We start from the raw sequence: 20389 nt of genomic DNA on the forward strand, positions 1-20389 counted from the left end.
TTAATGGATATGACGCATTATCATTTTGTCGGAATTAAAGGTGCAGGAATGAGTTCATTAGCACAAATTATGCACGATTTAGGACATGAAGTTCAAGGTTCAGATATTGAAAAATATGTATTTACAGAAGGAGCACTTAAAAATAAAGGGATTAAAATTTTACCATTTAGTGTAGATAATATACATGAAGGAATGGTAGTTATTCAAGGTAATGCATTTCCTGATACACATGAAGAAATTGTTAGAGCACATGAATTAAAGTTGGATGTGATTAGATATCATGATTTTCTTGGTCAAGTCATTAATCAATATACATCGGTAGCAGTTACAGGTGCTCATGGTAAAACGTCTACAACTGGTTTATTATCTCACGTTATGAATGGAGACAAGAAAACATCATTCTTAATTGGTGATGGTACAGGAATGGGTTTACCAGGTAGTGATTATTTTGCATTTGAAGCGTGTGAATATAGACGTCACTTTTTAAGCTATCACCCAGATTATGCAATTATGACAAATATTGATTATGACCATCCTGATTATTTTAAAAATATCGACGATGTTGCTAGTGCTTTCCAAGAAATGGCAAATAATGTAAAAAAAGCTATTATTGCTTGGGGAGATGATGAACATTTAAGAAATTTAAAAGCAGATGTACCTATTTATTATTATGGTCTTAGTAAAAACGATGATGTATATGCAGATAATATACAAATAACTGAAAATGGTACTCAGTTTGATGTGTATATTAATGGAGAATACTATAATCAATTTTTAACACCACAATATGGTAATCATAATGTTCAAAATGCCTTAGCAGTCATTACAATTAGTTATCTTGAAAAAATGGATGTTAATAATATTAAAGAAGCTTTAGAAACATTTGGTGGTGTAAAACGTCGCTTTAATGAAACTTTTGTTTCAAAACAAGTATTAGTAGACGATTATGCTCACCATCCAAGAGAAATTAGTGCTACAATTGAAACAGCACGAAAAAAATATCCAAATAAAGATGTCGTTGCAGTATTCCAACCTCATACGTTTTCAAGAACTCAAGCTTTCTTAGATGAATTTGCTGATGCATTAAGTAAAGCAGACCACGTATTTTTATGTGAAATTTTTGGTTCAATACGTGAAAATACTGGAGAATTAACTATCCAAGATTTAATAAATCGTATTGACGGATCTGCGTTAATCGATGAAAATAGTATTGATGTATTAGAAAAATTTGATAATGCTGTTATTCTATTTATGGGCGCCGGAGATATTCAAAAAATTCAACGTGCTTATGAAGAAAAAATTGGTATGTCAAAAGAATTCTAATATGTTTATATATAATTATTATGGGTATTTATAATTAATGACTTTTATTTTAAAAGAATATTTAGGAGGCGTTTTTTATGCATTGGATTTTACCAATTGCTGGAATTATTGCTGCAATCGCATTCTTAATTTTATGTATTGGAATTGTCGTAGTTTTAATTTCAGTTAAGAAAAATTTAGATCATGTGGCTAAAACACTTGATGGTGTTGAAGGTCAAGTTCAAGGTATTACTCGTGAAACTACTGATTTACTTCATAAAGCTAATCGCTTAACTGAAGACATTCAAGGTAAAGTTGAACGTTTAAACTCTGTTGTTGATGGTGTTAAAGGTATTGGCGACTCAGTTCAAACTCTAAATAGCTCAGTTGATCGTGTAACTAACTCAATCACACATAATATTTCTCAAAATGAAGATAAAATTTCTCAAGTAGTTCAATGGTCAAATGTTGCAATGGAAATTGCTGACAAATGGCAAAATAGACACTATCGTAGAGGAAGTGCAAACTACAGAGCTAACTCTGTAGCTAATGATGCAAATCAAAATTACACTACAAACGTTGAGAAAAACTTTTAATATGATTCAATCAAATGCACTTAAATGAGGTTTTTACTTGTTTAAGTGCATTTCTTATAGGAGGAATAAATATGAGTAAGAAATATAATCGTGACTCATTTGAGACGAACAACACTAGCAATGATTTACATGGTAGAGGTGCGAATCAACAAGAAGACGTAGCGCAAAGTAGTGCGACAAAACACTACGATAGAGATACATTTGAAACGAACAACACTGGTAATGATTTACATGGTAGAGGTGCGAATCAACAAGAGGACGTAGCGCAAAGTAATGCGACAAAACATTACGATAGAGATGCATTTGAAACGAACAACACTGGTAATGATTTACATGGTAGAGGTGCGAATCAACAAGAGGACGTAGCACAAAGTAATGCAACAAAACACTACGATAGAGATGCATTTGAAACAAATAACTCAGGTAATGACTTACATGGTCATGGCGTAAATCAACCTAATGGTGATGTGTACACAAATGCGACAAAACATTACGATAGAGATGCATTTGAGACAAATAACTCAGGTAATGACTTACATGGTCGTGGCGTAAATCAACCTAATGGTGATGTGCATACAAATGCGACAAAACATTACGATAGAGATGCATTTGAGACAAATAACTCAGGTAATGACTTACATGGTCGTGGCGTAAATCAACCTAATGGTGATGTGCATACAAATGCGACAAAACATTACGATAGAGATGCATTTGAAACGAACAACACTAGCAATGATTTACATGGTAGAGGTGCAAATCAACAAGAAGACGTAGCGCAAAGTAGTGCGACAAAACACTACGATAGAGATACATTTGAAACAAATAACTCAGGTAATGACTTACATGGTCATGGCGTAAATCAACCTAATGGTGATGTGTACACAAATGCGACAAAACATTACGATAGAGATGCATTTGAGACAAATAACTCAGGTAATGACTTACACGGTCATGGTGTAAATCAACTAGATCAAAACAACTTTGTTAATACACCACATTATAATCGTGATGACTATGAGAGTTATAATCATCCAAAATTCTCAAATCAAGATGCTAGTGATACTAATCAAGAGATTGATTATAAAACTTATTATAACGATCCGAGATTTAAGTCTCGTAAACGTTTTGTTGTTAGCTTTATTACTGGTGCAATCATTGGCTCAACTATTGGACTTTTAACTAAAAATAAAGCAAACCAAAAAATTGATGATTTAAAAGCAAAAGAACAAGAAGTTAAAGATAATTATTATAGTATTAAACAACAAACAGAAGAAACAATTGATAATGTAAGACATAAAATTGAAGACTTAAAAAATAGAAAAAATACAGGTATTTCTTCCGATGAGCTTGCAGCACAACGTCGAGCAATTCAATCAGAAACATCAAATCATTTAGCAGATGAATCACCATTAGCAAAAGAAATACAAGAAGCTAAAGCTGAAACTACAGTAAAAGAAAATAATTATTTTAATAATGAACATAATAGTGCAGAAGAAATTGTAGCACAACAAAATGCTATTAAAGATGAGTTGTCAAATCATTTGGCAGACGAATCACCACAAGCGCAAGAAATACAAGAAGCCAAAAAAGAAGCAATTGCTAAAGATGAAAAACAAGAAGAAACAGATGCACTTGCAGCACAACGCCGAGCAATTCAATCAGAAACATCAAGCAACTTGGCAGACGAATCACCACAAGCGCAAGAAATACAAGAAGCCAAAAAAGAAGCAATTGCTAAAGATGAAAAACAAGAAGAAACAGATGCACTTGCAGCACAACGTCGAGCAATTCAATCAGAAACATCAAGTAATTTAGCAGACGAATCGCCACAAGCGCAAGAAATACAAGAAGCCAAAAAAGAAGCAATTGCTAAAGATGAAAAACAAGAAGAAACAGATGCACTTGCAGCACAACGTCGAGCAATTCAATCAGAAACATCAAGTAATTTAGCAGACGAATCACCACAAGCGCAAGAAATACAAGAAGCCAAAAAAGAAGCAATCGCTAAAGATGAAAAACAAGAAGAAACAGATGCACTTGCAGCACAACGTCGTGCAGTTCAAAATGAATCAGAAATAAATCAATTATCTAATCCAGCAAGAAGTCATCAAACTCAAAACAGCGAAAATGAATCACAAGCTTCTAAAATTGCATCGGCAGCTAGAACTAAGCAAGCTAAGTTAAAAGATAATAAAGATGTAGCAAGTAATACTCAAAAATTATTTGAGGAGGCACCAATAACATCTTCTAAATATGATAAAGTGCCTAATTTGATAACTAAAAATCATAAGTCATTTAATAAAGATGAAGAAATAACAAAAAATAAACAAACTCACCATGATGCTAAATTTGAAAAAGGAGTTATTACTCACCAACATCAACCATCTCAATCAAATTCAAATCAAAAAAATAAAAAACATAATCAAAAACGTAAAAATCAGAATCAAAAAAATCAAAATAAAAACAAAACGCCAAAGCAACAACAAAGAGCTGAAAAAGCAAATAGTAAAATAGAAAAACGTACATTTAATGATTAATATTTTTAAAAGAGCAGTGTAATATTTTACATTGCTCTTTTAATTCTTTATATAGTATTATTAATTATATTATTTTTAATAATTCAGAAATATTAGAAAATTTATTCGATTTATAGTTGAACATTTTTAATGTAATTGTTAGAATACTATCTAAATACAATTATTTTACCGCTTTAAAGTAATATAATTCAGTATAGTAAAATTTATTGAGGTGAGTATGAATGTCTACAAAGTTAGAACAATACAGGGAAGAGATAATTTCAATTAATAATCAAATTCTAGACTTATTATCAAAAAGAGGGGAATTAGCTCAAAAAATAGGAGAAGAAAAAATTAAGCAAGGTACTAAAGTTTATGACCCTCAACGAGAAAAAGAAATGATTAATGAATTAATGGATCGTAATAACGGACCATTTAATGATAATGTAATTAAACAATTGTTTAAAGAAATCTTTAAAGCGTCTACTGATTTACAAAAATCAGAAAATGAAAAACACTTATATGTTTCAAGAAAATTAAAACCGGAAGATACAATTGTAAAATTTGATAACGGTGGAGTTATTGGTGATGGAAATAAATCATTTGTATTTGGTCCATGCTCTGTTGAATCTCAAGAACAAGTTGATGCAGTAGCTCGTGATTTACAAGCCAAAGGTGAGAAATTCATTAGAGGCGGTGCATTTAAACCAAGAACATCACCATACGATTTCCAAGGATTAGGAATTGAAGGGCTTAAAATATTGAAAAATGTTAAAGATAAGTTCAATCTTAATGTTGTTAGTGAAATTGTAAATCCAGCTGATTTCGAAATTGCTGATGAATACTTAGATGTCTTCCAAATTGGTGCAAGAAATATGCAAAATTTTGAATTACTTAAAGAAGCTGGACGTACAAATAAGCCAATCTTATTAAAACGTGGTTTATCAGCTACTATTGAGGAATTTACATTTGCAGCTGAATACATTGCTTCTCAAGGTAATAAAAATATTATTCTATGTGAACGTGGTATTCGTACTTATGAAAAAGCTACTCGTAATACACTTGATATTTCTGCCGTACCTATCTTAAAACAAGGTACTCACTTACCAGTAATGGTAGATGTTACACATAGTACAGGACGTAAGGATATTATGTTACCGACTGCAAAAGCAGCACTTGCAGTGGGTGCAGACGGAGTAATGGCAGAAGTACATCCAAATCCATCAGTAGCTTTAAGTGATAGTGGTCAACAAATGGATTTAAATGAGTTTGACAAATTTTATAATGAATTAAAGCCATTAGCTGACATGTACAACTCTAAACAACTTAAATAAAACATCATCCTTTAATTTACTAGCTATTCATTTTACTAAAATTTAGGGCAATATAGAAAGCTTTATATTTAACTTCTATATTGTTCTTTTTTAGTTAAAACGAATAGTTTTATTTTGATTTTATTAAATCTATTAACTAAAATTTGACACAATTGTGAATATAAGTCTTATATATTTGACACATTACCAATTTATGATAAACTTTGAAAATGAAATGAAAACACGTAATAATAATAAATGAAACGCTTACAAGGAGGAAATTATGACGGTAACTATATATGATGTAGCTAGAGAAGCTCGTGTATCTATGGCAACTGTATCACGAGTAGTTAATGGCAATCAAAATGTAAAACCAGAAACACGTAAAAAAGTAAATGATGTTATTCAAAGATTAAATTATAGACCAAATGCTGTTGCAAGAGGACTAGCTAGTAAACGTACAACTACAGTAGGCGTTATTATACCCGATATCTCTAATATTTATTATTCTCAACTTGCTAGAGGTATTGAAGATATTGCAACAATGTATAAGTACCACTCTATCATTTCTAATTCAGACAATGATCCAGAAAAAGAAAAAGAAATTTTTAATAATTTGTTAAGTAAACAAGTAGATGGCATTATCTTTTTAGGTGGTACAATTTCTGATGAAATCAAAGATTTAATTAATCATTCTTCAGTTCCAGTAGTAGTATCTGGAACAAATGGTAAAGATGACAATATCGCATCTGTTAATATCGATTTTGCTAAAGCTGCCAGAGAAGTTACAGAACAACTTATTAAAACAGGCGCAAAAGATTTTGTACTTGTAAGTGGAGATTATTCTAAAAAGGCTCAAGAAGATGTACTAAGTGGTTTAAAGGATGCTTTAAACAAACATCAATTAAAGTTAAATAACACTATAGAATTATCAGGTTCAGAAAGCTATAAAGACGGAGTGAATGTCTTTGAAAAATTAAAAAATAATTTGCCTGATGCTATATTATCTATTAGTGATGAACAAGCAATTGGTATTTTGCATAGTGCTCTTGATGCTGGAATAAAAGTTCCAGAAGAACTACAAATCGTTAGTTTTAATAATACGCGTTTGGTAGAAATGGTTAGACCTAAACTATCTAGTGTCATTCAACCATTATATGACATCGGGGCAGTAGGTATGCGTCTTCTTACTAAATTTATGAATGAAGAAGACATTGCAGAACCTAATGTAGTTTTACCACATAGAATTGAATATCGAAACACTACTAATTAAAGTAATGTGAAAAAAAGGATAAAATCAAAATTTTATCCTTTTTTAATATATAAGTTACTATAATAAAATTATGTAAACCCTTTTAATATTGCTAAATTGATTATAAATAAAATTAAATTTTTGTAAGCGCTATCAAGTATTCGACATATATTTATTTGTTAGTTATTATAAAGTAGTAAGATGGTTTGGTAGTTATTTCTAAATATCTTATTACATAAAATTTATTTTAAACAAGGGGTTGAAATAATTTGGCACATTTATCAGATTTAGATATTGCTAATCAATCAGAATTAAAATCAATTGGAGACATTGCGAAAAAAGCAGGAATACCTGAACATGCTTTAGAGCAATATGGACACTACAAAGCTAAAATTGATATTAATCAAATTCAATCAAGAGATGAAAAAGGTAAAGTTGTCTTAGTAACTGCAATGAGTCCTACACCAGCTGGTGAAGGTAAATCAACTGTCACAGTAGGCTTAGCTGATGCTTTTAATGAGTTAAATAAAAATGTTATGGTTGCTTTGCGTGAACCTGCTTTAGGGCCAACTTTCGGAATTAAAGGTGGCGCTACTGGTGGGGGATATGCGCAGGTTTTACCTATGGAAGATATTAATTTACACTTTAACGGTGATTTCCATGCAATTACAACAGCGAATAATGCATTATCAGCATTTATAGACAATCACATTCATCAAGGTAATGATTTAGCAATTGATGTACGTCGTGTTGAATGGAAACGTGTACTTGATATGAATGATCGTGCATTACGTAATGTCATCGTTGGGTTAGGTGGACCAACTAACGGTGTTCCACGTGAAGATGGTTTCAATATCACTGTAGCATCTGAAATAATGGCGATTTTATGTTTAGCTCGTAATATTAATGATTTAAAAGAAAAAATCAGTCGTATTACAGTTGGTTATACTCGTGAACGTAAACCAATTACTGTTGCAGACTTAAAAGTTGAAGGCGCTCTTGCAATGATACTTAAAGATGCAATTAAACCTAATTTAGTACAAACTATTGAAGGAACACCAGCACTTGTACATGGTGGGCCATTTGCTAATATTGCTCATGGTTGTAACTCGATTTTAGCAACTGAAACTGCACGTGATTTGGCAGATATTGTTGTTACAGAAGCAGGCTTTGGTTCAGATTTAGGCGCTGAAAAATTTATAGACATCAAAGCACGTGAAGCAGGCTTTGAACCTTCTGCAGTTGTCCTAGTAGCTACTGTTCGTGCGTTAAAAATGCATGGAGGTGTTGCTAAAGATAATCTAAAAGAAGAAAATGTCGAAGCAGTTAAATCTGGTATTGTTAATTTAGAGCGTCATGTTAATAATATTAGAAAATTTGGAGTAGAACCTGTGGTTGCTTTAAATGCATTTGTACATGATACTGAAGATGAAACTGAAGCAGTTAAAGCTTGGGCTAAAGAAAATAATGTACGAATTGCCTTAACAGAAGTATGGGAGAAAGGTGGTAAAGGTGGCGTTGATCTTGCTAATCAAGTTCTTGAAGTCATCGATCAACCACAAGAATTTAAATTCTTGTATGATTTAGATCAATCATTAGAAGAAAAAATTGAAACAATTGTAAAAGAAATCTATGGTGGTTCTTCAGTAACGTTCAGTAAAAAAGCAAAAAGACAATTAAAAGAATTTACCGACAATGGATGGGGCAAATATCCAATCTGTATGGCTAAAACACAGTACTCATTTAGTGATGATGCAACCGCTTTAGGCGCACCAACTGATTTTGATATAACTATCAGAGAATTAGAAGCTAAAACAGGCGCTGGATTTATTGTTGCATTAACAGGTGCAATTATGACAATGCCGGGATTACCTAAAAAACCAGCGGCATTAAACATGGATGTCACTGATGAAGGTCATGCAGTAGGATTATTCTAATTTAGATTAAAGAAAAAACGTTTGAGACTTTTACTGTCTCAGACGTTTCTTTGTTTTACCAACAAATTTCATCATTTTGTTGGTAAAACTGCATGTGAAAAGACAAGTAATTTAGCGGCAAAACCAATTAAAAGACGAATTTCAGGTAATTTAAATGATATATCGATATTTTGTGTTATTACTATCATACATTTATTTTAAAAGTCTTTTAAATTCAATACTCATAAACTATTTAAATTAATATAAAGTGCGATAAAAGATATTGATTGATTCATTGAGGCTTAGTTAATAAATGATCATAAATAGTATATTGTTTTGCCTGTTGATATGTCTTTTTAGTAATTACCCCTTCCACTAGCATTCGTTTTAATACATAATGCTGACGGTCAATACTAATTTTAACTTCGTTATAAGCCTTCAAATCACCATTATTTTCATACGGTGTATACGTATAAGGACTTTGCAATAAGCCAACAAGATAAGCGGATTGTGCAACATTTAACTTGGAGGGGGGAACGTTAAATAAACTATAGGAAGCAGATGCAATTCCAGTTATATTTGCACCATTATAATCGCGTCCAAACGGTACAATATTTAAATATGTATAAATAATTTCATTTTTAGATAATATTTTTTCAAGACGCATCGCTAATATAATTTCATTTGCCTTACGACTATATGTTTTTTCATTTGTTAAGACTTGATTCTTTATTAATTGTTGTGTAATTGTACTTCCGCCAGAACGAGAATTTAAACTTAAAACATCTTGTATCATTGCTCTTATTAACGCTTTTGGTAAAATTCCATCATGTTTAAAAAATAATGTGTCTTCAGAAGATATTAATGCTTTAATTACGTTTGAATTTACATGTTTTGGACCTACGATGAGAGAGTTTTGAGAATGATCATACTCAGTTAAAATATTTTTATCGTGATTCAAAATCTCATCACCTGAAAAGTGTAGTACGTGGTGTTTCAATTCAGTATCACTTATATTTGAAGCTTCTTGAGTAAGATGATGAAAATAAGTAGCAGTACCAAGAACAATAAGTATAGAACCTAAAACTATAATACTCAAAAGGCCTACCATAATATGTTTTATAAATTTATAATTTTTTTCAAACGTTTTAAATTGAATATCTTTAAATAATAATTTCATGGTAGTCCTCCTCAAATTAAATACAGTATATCATATCTAGCATATTTGACTTTTAGAAGAGGTTTTTTTATAATTATTATCAATTCAATATGTATTGAATAAGAGGAGAAGTAATATATAAATTAACTTAACAGAGAGTTAGTGGATGCTGTGAACTAACATGTGTTTATATATGAATACACCTCATACTTATTTATTCAACGTTTATTAATGAGCGTATCATTAATAGAGTAAACAATTCTATTTGAATTGTTAAGTATGGTGGTAACGTGCATAAGCGCCCTTACATTGTTGTGAGGGTGCTTTTTTATTTAATAAAAATAAATTTTATAGGAGGATATAACTATGTCAAATGCATTACTAGAAGAATTACAATGGAGAGGTTTAATTTATCAACAAACTGATGAACAAGGTATTGAAGATTTATTAAATAAAGAACAAGTAACGTTGTATTGTGGTGCAGATCCAACTGCTGATAGTTTACATATTGGTCATCTTTTACCATTTATGACATTACGTCGATTCCAAGAACATGGTCATCGTCCAATAGTACTTATTGGTGGAGGCACTGGTATGATTGGAGACCCATCTGGTAAATCTGAAGAACGTGTATTACAAACTGAAGATCAAGTAGCAAAAAATGTTGAAGGCTTAAGCGCTCAAATGCATAAACTATTTGAATTTGGCACAGATAAAGGAGCCGTACTCGTTAATAATAGAGACTGGTTAAGTCAAATTTCACTAATAAGTTTCCTACGTGATTATGGTAAACATGTAGGTGTCAATTATATGCTAGGTAAAGATTCAATTCAATCACGATTAGAAAATGGAATTTCATATACAGAATTTACCTATACTATTTTACAAGCAATTGACTTTGGCCACTTAAATCGTGAACTTAATTGTAAAATTCAAGTTGGTGGTTCTGATCAATGGGGTAATATTACAAGTGGTATTGAGTTAATGCGACGTATGTATGGTCAAACAGAAGCTTATGGTTTAACTATTCCATTAGTGACAAAGTCTGATGGTAAAAAGTTTGGGAAATCAGAATCTGGAGCTGTTTGGTTAGATGCTGAAAAAACAACACCGTATGAATTTTATCAATTCTGGATTAATCAATCGGATGAAGATGTTATTAAATTCTTAAAATACTTTACATTCTTAAGTAAAGAAGATATTAATCGCCTTGAACAATCTAGAGATGAAGCACCACATTTACGAGAAGCTCAAAAAGCACTTGCTGAAAATGTAACAGAATTTATTCATGGTAAAGAAGCACTTGATGATGCAATTAGAATTTCAGAAGCATTATTTAAAGGTGATTTAAAATCTTTATCAATTAAAGATATCAAAGCAGGGTTTAAAGAAGTACCTCAAGTTGAAGTTTCTAAAGCAACAACTAACATTATTGATGTTTTAATTGAATCTGGAATTGCTTCCTCAAAACGACAAGCAAGAGAAGATGTAAACAATGGAGCAATTTATATTAATGGTGAAAGAGAACAGTCTGTTGATTACAACTTAACTGATGAAGATAAATTTGATAATGAATTTACAATTATTCGCCGTGGTAAGAAAAAATACTTCATGGTAAATTATAAATAATCTTATCTGAGAAGAATATATTGAAAACGAGGTTAATCCATTATTTTGGATTAACCTCGTTATTTATTATCGAATAAATTGACTATTATTATCTTCAGAATTATATGATTGCGAAGATATTGATTTTTGATTTTTAAGAGTGACTGATACGTCTTTAGTTTTACCATCACGTGTAACAGTCAACTTCACGGTTTCACCTGGCTTTTTATTTTGATATAAGTACGTTCTTAGATCGGTATCATCATCTACTTTTTTACTATCTACTTTAGTAATGATATCGCCAACTTTTAATTCACTAGAGTGGCTAACTTTTGCAATATACACACCAGTATCACGATCAGTTTTTAATTCTTTTTTATAAGAATCTGGAATATCACTTAAGTTAAGTAACCCTATTCCAATTGAAGGACGTTCTACTTTACCATGTTTAACGAGTTGTTCAATTGTAACTCTTACTTCATTACTTGGGATTGCAAAACCAATACCTTCAACTTGGTCAGCAGCAATTTTCATTGAATTAATACCTACTAAATTACCATTAACATCTACTAATGCACCACCAGAGTTACCGGGATTAATTGCTGCATCTGTTTGTAGCACATTTACTTTAGTTCCACCAGAAGTGGTATTAGATTCAATTGTACGTTCATTTGCAGAAATAATACCTGATGTTACTGAGTTAGCAAATTCTAAGCCAAGTGGGTTACCCATTGCGAAAACACTATCGCCAGTTTGAACTTTAGAAGAATTTGCGAATTTCATTGCTTTAATTCCTTTTTGAGAATCGATTTTTAAAACTGCAATATCTGAAACTGCATCTGTACCTACAAGCTTTGCTTCTACTTGTTTACCGTTATGTAATTGTACTTTAATTTGTGATGCACCATCAATAACGTGATTATTAGTGACGATATAAGCAGAATTGTTGTTAATTTGATAAATAACACCAGAACCGATACCGGCTTCTTGTGCCTTAGTTGATTTACCTTGTAATAAATCGTCAAAACTTGTTGCCTTTTGCATATTGATGACACCTACAATAGCAGGAGAAACATCTTTGATCATGGCATTAACCGATTTATATTTATCACTTTTACCGTCTAACACATTGCCACCTTTATCATTCGTAGCCTGTTGGACTTGAGATCCACCACTATTTGAATCATCTCCATTCATAAGTCGATTAACTCCTAAAACAATTAATGCTCCTATGATACCAGCGATTAGAGCAATAATAATAATTCTAAACCATGGAAACTTCGGTTTAGGTGGACGTGAATGCTGATAATCGCTGGATTGAAAATATTGATTATATTCTGTCATATTAAACCTCCGTATATATTTTAACCATTATCTCAATTATGAAGAAAATATTTAAATATTTCTAGTAAATAGCTATCAGTCTTAAGATGTATCTTTTAAAATCTTGTTCACGTGATAAGTTAATGATAAAATCGACTAAGTGTAGAAACTTAGAAGTAGGTGACAAAATGTATAAATTTATTAGTAAATTTTTAGAATTAATAATCGTAAAAATGGCACGTTCATTACACATTGTAGGTAAAGAGAACATTCCTAAAGATAGTAAATATGTTGTGACTTGTACCCATGAAAGTTATAATGAAGTGATTTTATTAGGATTAGCTTTAATTCCAAATGAAATTCATTATATGGCTAAAAAAGAATTATTTAGTAATAAATGGGGTGGCAAATTTTTAAGATCTTTAAATGCTTTTCCAGTAGATCGAGAAAATCCGGGACCTAGTACGTTAAAACAACCTGTTAAATTATTGAAAGATCATAAAACAGTAGGTATCTTCCCAACAGGTCATAGAACTTCAGTTGAAGGCGCGCCTTTAAAACGTGGAGCTGCAACGATTGCTATGTTAGGTAAAGCACCAATCTTACCAGCTGCTTATGTTGGACCAACGAAGTTACATGGTTTAGTCACTGGTCAAGCGATGATTAAATTTGGTAAACCTATTTATCAATCTGACATACCTAAAGATTTAAAGCGTAACGAAAAAATTGATTTTCTAACTAAAGAAATAGAAAGACGTACAGCACAGTTACAACATGAACTTCATCTTATTCAAGAACGTCTTTAATAGATATTGATAGCATTATTCATCAGAAGATTTTCTAAATAGAGAATCTTCTTTTTTTATAAATAATTGATAAATGGATGATAGGAGTACCATGAGTGAAAATGACAGATTTTAAGAAATCTATTTTCCGTTAGTACCATATATTACCTAACGTATTGTTCTTGTTATTTTGTCTTTAATCATTTTTATTTAGTCAATGCGGAAAGATTATTTAATAAAAAAATAGATTTGAAGTAAAATACCAGTTAATTATCTCAATCAATAATAAAAATCATTTATAATATCTTATTAAATATATATACGTTTTAATCTTTATTGGTTAAAGCGTATCTTTTTTATTTTGTCATCACATTGTCTATTTATATAATATGAACATATAGCGTAACCGCTTACAAATGTGATAAATTATATATTAGACTAAATACATAAAAAATATAATTTTTAATAAATAAAGGAGGATAAAAGATGTTTAAATTCTTTCAAAATCTCGGAAGATCGTTAATGCTCCCTGTAGCTGTTTTACCAGCAGGAGCAATCATAACTGGGATAGGCAACTTACTAAACGCACTTCATATTCTTCCTACAGTAGCCATGTTCTTTTCAATTGTAGGAACAGCTATTTTAGAACAATTAGGACTAATTTTTGCTATCGGTGTAGCTATTGGTATGGCTAAAAAGAACGATGGTGCCGTTGCTTTGGCAGGTGCGTTAGGATATGCCATGGTAACGAAAGTATTAAATCCAGAAAATGTGGCTACGTTATTTAATATAAAAGAAAAAGCAGTTAACTTAGGCTTTACAAAAATGGATAATTCTAATGTATTTCTTGGTATTATTATCGGGTTAATTGCAGCATATTCTTTTAATAAATTTAGTGAAGTTGAATTACCTATGGCCTTGTCATTTTTTAGTGGTAAAACCTATTATGACTGTATTTTTTAGTACTATATTAGCAGTTATACTATTATTTATTTGGCCTATGGTCTTTTCAGGCATTGTTGCATTTGGAGAATGGTTAGTAGGTTTTGGTTCATTCGGAGCATTTTTATATGGTGTCTTTAATCGACTACTTATTCCTACTGGTTTACATCATGCATTGAATGCAGTATTTTGGTTCGATACAGCAGGAATTAATGATATTGGTAAATTCCAAACAGGTGTAGATGCAGTAAAAGGTATAACAGGACGTTATCAAGCAGGTTTCTTCCCAATTATGATGTTTGGTATACCAGCAGCAGCACTTGCAATGTATCACAGTGCTGAGACAAAGCAACAAAAGCAAGTATGGGGATGGTTTTTAGCAAGTGCTATTTCAGCCTTTGTAGTAGGAGTTACAGAGCCAATTGAATTTGCATTTATGTTTGTTGCACCTGTACTTTTTATCATACATGCCTTATTAACAGGGCTTTCATTATTTATTGCATCTCTATTTCAGTGGACTGCGGGATTCTCATTTAGTGCAGGATTAATTGATTATGTTTTATCACTCATTAATCCAGTCGCTAATCACCCTTTAATTCTATTAGTTCAAGGTATTGTATTCTTTATTTTATATTATGTTATTTTTAGAATTATGATTAAAGTATTGAATTTAAATACAATAGGACGTGGTGATAACTTACTAGCTGATCCAATAGTAGAAGAAACGACAACTATAGATAAATCAAAAAGTGGAAAATATCATCAACCAGCTACACAAATATTAGAAGGTTTAGGTGGAAAATCTAATATCGATAGTTTAACAAACTGTGCTACACGACTTCGTTTAGAACTAAAAGATAATACGATTATTGATGAACAAAAAATTAGAAATGCTGGAGCTGTTGGGGTGACGAAAAATGGCCACCATTCAACACAAGTAATTATTGGTACACATGTTCAACAAGTAGCAGATGAAATTGAAAAACAGATGAAATAATTCAACAGAAACAATAAAAGCGACATTATATGTCCAAATCATTTGTTACACTATAGTCCTATTGATAAATATTATTTATATAAAAGAGCTAATGCTAGATTTTAAGCATTGGCTCTTATTTTTATTACATTGACTTTATATAAATGTTCGTTATGATTATAAGTATCAGAATAGTCAAAAAATGGAGAGATGTCGATGAAATCAATTTTATTTGATGTAGATGGTGTGTTTTTAAGTGAAGAACGTTGCTTTGATGTATCTGCCTTAACAGTTGAAGAACTATTAAAGAGTGATGATTTTTTAGGTTTAGATAGCGCTCAAAATTTTAATCATATGAATGATGAATTAATTGAAGATATAAGAACACAAGTATTTTTAAACGATCAAATTTTAAATCAATTAAAATCTTTAGGCCTTAATTCTAACTGGGATATGTTATTTGTTGTATTTAGTATTCATTTCATCCATCTCTTGAAACAGTTGGATTCAGAAACAATTAGACAAGTGACTCATGTTGAAACGTTTTCAGTTGAGACTCTACGTGAATTACAATCTTATAATTATCAATTTAAAGTTAATTATGCAGTACCGTTAAAATTTATTCAAAATAGTCAAAGTGGTAAAGAGAATATTTATCTTGAATTAGAAGATTACGCAAAAGATCAATTAAATATTGAAAATGCTAAATTATTTAATTTAAAAAGTCCACTTTGGAATTTAGCTAGAGCAATATATCAAGAATGGTATTTAGGAACAACTTTATATGAAAAAGTAGAAAAGCTTACTCCTTTGTCTATTCCTAAGTCTGGTTTTATTTATGAAGAAAAGATCTTACGTCCTGTGGAAGAAATTAAAACATTATTAAATGATATAAAACAAGCAGGTTTTAACATTGCCATTGCAACTGGTAGACCAAGAACAGAAACAATTGTTCCATTTGAGTCCTTTGGTCTTAAATCTTTTTTTAATGAAAATCATATTGTCACAGCGAGTGAAGTATTGAAAGCTGAGTCAGTATTTCCAAAAGAAGGGCCACTAGGTAAACCTAATCCATTTAGTTATATTGCAACTCTTTATGGAAACAATGAGGGAGATTATTTGCACTATATTCAAAATCAAAAACATATTGTTAATGAGAATGATGTATTTATTGTTGGTGATTCATTAGCGGATTTATTATGTGCTAAAAAGATTGGGGCAACATTTATAGGTACTTTAACTGGTTTAAGTGGGAAAGAAGCAAAAGAAGACCTAGAGCAACACGGTGCTGACTATATTGTTAATCATATTTGTGACATTAGACATATTCTACTTAATAAATAATAAAAAGAAAGGAACGCCGAATATTATCGTCGTTCCTTTCTTATTTATTATATTGATAAAGTTGTACCGTAGATGTTATCAAAATCACCAATCTCATATAATTCTTTAATAACTTGTTGAGTAATAGGTTGATCTATTGACAGAATCATCATTGCTTGTCCACCTTCAGAACTTCTTCCTAAAGACATTGAAGCAATATTGATATCATGTTTACCGAGTAGTTGACCTGTTAAACCTACCATTCCTGGTAAGTCTTTATGATAAGAAATAAATTGATAAGTATTGGGTTTAAAATCTACTGAATAATCATTAATTCTTACAATACGTGCACCAAATCCATCTATTACAGTTACACCAATTTTTACTTCTTCATGTTCACTTATCAAATTAATTTGAATATAATTGCTGAATGTTCCTTGTGAAGCACGATTTTCAATATGATGAGTGATACCTTGTTCGTTTAATAATGCAATAGCATTAATTAAGTTCACGCGTTCACCTAAATTTTGTTTTAAAATTGACGTGACGATTGATCGAGTAATTAAATCAGATTCTTTTTTAGCATTTTCTCCGTTAAAAGTCACTTTAATCTCTCTAGGTGCATCATCTAATAATTGAATTGCCAATTCACCTGAAAGCTGGCTAATACGAAGCCATTGTTGTGTCTTCTCATCAATATGGTTTAAGTTTAACTTAGGTGCATTGACTGCATTTGTAACATTACCATTTTCTAAAATATCAATGATTTCTTCAGCAACGGATACAGCTACTTTTTCTTGTGCTTCAATCGTAGATGCACCTAAATGAGGAGTTACAATAATATTTTTATGATCGAGAAGCGGTGAATCTAGGGGAGGTTCATTTTCAAATACGTCTAATGCTGCTCTAGCAATTTGATGTTGATTTAAAGCATTAAGCAAGTCGTTTTCATTAATAATTCCGCCTCTAGCTACATTAATAATTTGTAACGTTGGTTTGGCTTGATTAAAAAAATGAGCATCGATAATTCCTTTTGTTTTAGGTGTTAACGGTGTGTGAACGGTAACAAAATCTGAACGTTGAGCAATTTCATCAATCGTTGCTAGTTCAATTCCAAGTTGCTCGGCTTTTTCTTTAGTCAAAAAAGGATCATAAGCTAAAACAGTCATACCAAAACTTTTTAATCTTTCTGCTACACCTAAACCAATACGTCCTGCTCCAATGACGCCTAATACTTTTTGATATAATTCAACTCCTTTAAATGCTTTACGATTCCATTCTTTATTCTTTAGTGATGTGTAAGCTTGCGGAATATTTCGTGCCATTGCTAGAATCATAGCAACTGAGTGCTCAGTAGCAGAAATCGTATTTCCATCGGGAGCATTTACAACGAGTATACCGTTTAGAGTTGCTGATTTTATATCAATATTATCCACACCTACACCGGCTCTAGCGATAACTTTTAAGTTTGAAGCATGGTTAATAATAGATTCTGTGACTTGAGTTTGACTACGTACGATTAACCCTTGATAGTTAGGAATAATATCGACAAGTTCTTCTTCAGTTAAACCAGACTTAAAATCAACCTTAAAATCAGGATGATGGATTAAACTTTGTAAACCTTCTTCTGAAATTGGATCTGAAACTAAAATATTATGCGTCATGTTGAATTACCTCCGTAAATTTTAACGTAGCTTTACCAATATAATTGACTTTACGATAATCTGTAAGAATTATCTCTAAAGCTGAAACAACAGATAAAATATCAAAAGGTGACACTTTTCCCATGTGACCAATTCTCAAAATGGTTCCTTTTAGTTTGCCTTGACCACCAGCAATAGTAATATTAAATCTTGATTTTAGTGTTGATTTAATATATGTTAATTCGTCTTTATCGTGAGGGATAAAAGAAGTAACAGTAGGAGAGGCATATGAGTCTTTAGTAACTAATAATTTTAAATCTAATGCTTTTAAACTTTCTCTTAAACCATCTCTAATCAAATAATGTCTGTGAATGGTATTGTTAAATCCTTCTTTTTTAATAAGTGCAGCATAAGCGTTAACCGCTCTAAATAATCCAACATTTGGTGTGAATGGAGTAGAATTTTGTTCAATAGAATCAAAGTACTTATTTAAATTTAAATAAAAACGTGGTGTTTTAACTACTTTAAATCGCTCTTGTGCACGATGATTATAAGCAACAAAAGATAGGCCAGGCGGTAACATTAAAGCTTTCTGGCTACCTGACACGAGTACATCAATATTGTCTCTTTCTAAATCGACATCAACGGCACCAATACAACTTACGCCATCGACAACGAAGTAAATGTCTTGATTGAGTGCTTTAATCACTTTTCCTAATTCGTGTATAGGGTGAAGTACAGCAGTAGAAGTTTCGCAAAATTGAGTGAATACAGCAGTAATATCATGATTAAGTGAATGTAAATATGTTTCAAATGCTTCAATGTCGACAGCTTTTCCCCATTCAACATCATAAACATGTACATTCTTATAATATGTTTCAGCAATTTGTTTAAAACGATTACCAAATGCACCTGATACAATGACTACAAAATGGTCCTCAGGATTGACTATATTTAACATACTAGCTTCTAAAACACTAGTACCGCTTGAAGTAAGGATCATTACTTTGTTTTTAGTTCCAAACATAGGTTTTAAATGATTAAATGCTTCTTCTGCGACAGCTTCAAAATCTGAAGAACGATGGCCTATCATTGATAAATTAAGTGCATGTGTGATTTCATCAGGTACAGGGGTTGGTCCAGGTGTTAATAATAAAGGTTCGTAATAATACATCGTAAATCTTCCTCCTGATATAAGATTTTTTAATTTTACCAAATATTCTGAAATTTTAAAAGTCTAAAATAAAAAGCGGCAGTTTAATTGACCGCTTTTAGTTCTCATCTTGAATGGTTGCTTGAATTTCTATTTTAACGTTGTTTCGAATTGAGTTAGATATCATACAATGATGATCAGCAATATCTAATAGTTTAGGAAGTCGTTTATTAAGACGCGTTTTTTCTTCTTCTGTAAGAGATATTGTTGGATAATGAGTGATTTTTTCCATTTTAAATTTTCCATTTTCAAAAACTGCACTCCCAATTGACTTAATTTCTAAATGAATATTAGTAAATTTAGCTCGTTCAAGTGTAGCAGCTAAAGAGATAATATAACATGAGGAGGCTGCTGCAACTAACATTTCATCGGGATTTGTCCCAGTTCCATTACCCCCAAGTGAAGAGGGAATAGAAATTTGCTCAGAAATTACATCGCCTTTAACTTTACCGATTTCTTCACGACCTCCACGCCATGATGTATGAACTACAAAATCGTGTTTAACCATTATTATTGACCTCC

The 20389-nt window shown here is 31.4% G+C and carries 14 protein-coding genes and 1 pseudogene; 10 read left to right on the top strand and 5 right to left on the bottom strand.

Going from position 1 to position 20389, the window contains the following annotated elements; genetic code table 11:
* Positions 1-9: 9 nt before the first annotated feature.
* The 6 genes from murC to NST64_RS05315 all read left to right on the top strand — a co-directional run bounded on the left by murC (position 10) and on the right by NST64_RS05315 (position 8916).
* Complete coding sequence (gene murC, locus NST64_RS05290) at positions 10-1323, top strand: UDP-N-acetylmuramate--L-alanine ligase (protein WP_049418236.1); 1314 nt, start codon at positions 10-12, stop codon at positions 1321-1323.
* A gap of 77 nt (positions 1324-1400) precedes the next feature.
* A complete protein-coding gene (locus NST64_RS05295) occupies positions 1401-1898 on the top strand; it encodes a DUF948 domain-containing protein (RefSeq protein WP_002449680.1) in 498 nt (165 codons plus the stop codon).
* A gap of 71 nt (positions 1899-1969) precedes the next feature.
* Complete coding sequence (locus NST64_RS05300) at positions 1970-4435, top strand: hypothetical protein (RefSeq protein ID WP_340731100.1); 2466 nt, start codon at positions 1970-1972, stop codon at positions 4433-4435.
* A gap of 221 nt (positions 4436-4656) precedes the next feature.
* Positions 4657-5748 carry a bifunctional 3-deoxy-7-phosphoheptulonate synthase/chorismate mutase gene (locus NST64_RS05305; RefSeq protein WP_002448300.1) on the top strand — a complete coding sequence of 364 codons (1092 nt, stop codon included), beginning with the start codon at positions 4657-4659 and terminating at the stop codon, positions 5746-5748.
* A 262-nt stretch (positions 5749-6010) separates the two neighbouring features.
* Positions 6011-7000, top strand: a complete 990-nt coding sequence (gene ccpA / locus NST64_RS05310; protein WP_049335900.1) for a catabolite control protein A — start codon at positions 6011-6013, stop codon at positions 6998-7000.
* A gap of 248 nt (positions 7001-7248) precedes the next feature.
* The gene (locus tag NST64_RS05315; protein ID WP_002448301.1) at positions 7249-8916 is read left to right on the top strand and encodes a formate--tetrahydrofolate ligase; all 1668 of its coding nucleotides are present in this window, start codon (positions 7249-7251) and stop codon (positions 8914-8916) included.
* Positions 8917-9187: 271 nt separating this feature from the next.
* Here the strand turns inward: NST64_RS05315 and NST64_RS05320 are convergent, their stop codons facing one another.
* Entirely contained in the window at positions 9188-10075 is an 888-nt protein-coding gene (locus tag NST64_RS05320; protein WP_049418506.1) for a transglycosylase domain-containing protein, read from the bottom strand.
* Between the two features lie 345 nt (positions 10076-10420).
* Here NST64_RS05320 and tyrS point away from each other — a divergent pair, with 345 nt between their 5' ends.
* On the top strand, positions 10421-11683 hold the full coding sequence (tyrS, locus tag NST64_RS05325; protein ID WP_002487995.1) for a tyrosine--tRNA ligase: 1263 nt from the start codon (positions 10421-10423) through the stop codon (positions 11681-11683).
* 66 nt (positions 11684-11749) lie between these two features.
* On the opposite strand, the gene NST64_RS05330 is transcribed toward tyrS, so the two are convergent.
* Positions 11750-13006 (bottom strand): S1C family serine protease, encoded by a 1257-nt coding sequence (locus NST64_RS05330; RefSeq protein ID WP_049418503.1) that lies wholly within the window; start codon positions 13004-13006, stop codon positions 11750-11752.
* Positions 13007-13173: 167 nt separating this feature from the next.
* Between NST64_RS05330 and NST64_RS05335 the strand changes: the two genes are divergently transcribed.
* The 3 genes and pseudogenes from NST64_RS05335 to NST64_RS05345 all read left to right on the top strand — a co-directional run bounded on the left by NST64_RS05335 (position 13174) and on the right by NST64_RS05345 (position 17032).
* Positions 13174-13791, top strand: a complete 618-nt coding sequence (locus tag NST64_RS05335; protein WP_002448288.1) for a lysophospholipid acyltransferase family protein — start codon at positions 13174-13176, stop codon at positions 13789-13791.
* 465 nt (positions 13792-14256) lie between these two features.
* A pseudogene (nagE, locus tag NST64_RS05340) lies at positions 14257-15709 on the top strand (N-acetylglucosamine-specific PTS transporter subunit IIBC).
* Positions 15710-15904: 195 nt separating this feature from the next.
* The gene (locus tag NST64_RS05345; protein ID WP_002448292.1) at positions 15905-17032 is read left to right on the top strand and encodes an HAD family hydrolase; all 1128 of its coding nucleotides are present in this window, start codon (positions 15905-15907) and stop codon (positions 17030-17032) included.
* 47 nt (positions 17033-17079) lie between these two features.
* On the opposite strand, the gene serA is transcribed toward NST64_RS05345, so the two are convergent.
* From serA to NST64_RS05360, 3 genes are all read right to left on the bottom strand, one after another.
* Positions 17080-18675 (bottom strand): phosphoglycerate dehydrogenase, encoded by a 1596-nt coding sequence (gene serA / locus NST64_RS05350; protein WP_107632415.1) that lies wholly within the window; start codon positions 18673-18675, stop codon positions 17080-17082.
* Positions 18665-19828: a pyridoxal-phosphate-dependent aminotransferase family protein gene (locus tag NST64_RS05355; protein WP_049418502.1), complete on the bottom strand. Its 1164-nt coding sequence runs from the start codon at positions 19826-19828 to the stop codon at positions 18665-18667. The genes serA and NST64_RS05355 overlap by 11 nt, the downstream gene beginning before the upstream one ends.
* 97 nt (positions 19829-19925) lie before the next feature.
* Entirely contained in the window at positions 19926-20375 is a 450-nt protein-coding gene (locus tag NST64_RS05360) for an OsmC family protein (RefSeq protein WP_049418500.1), read from the bottom strand.
* Positions 20376-20389: the final 14 nt, after the last annotated feature.

The organism is Staphylococcus sp. FSL W8-1268, assembly GCF_038003965.1.
Classification (GTDB): Bacteria; Bacillota; Bacilli; order Staphylococcales; family Staphylococcaceae; genus Staphylococcus; species Staphylococcus hominis.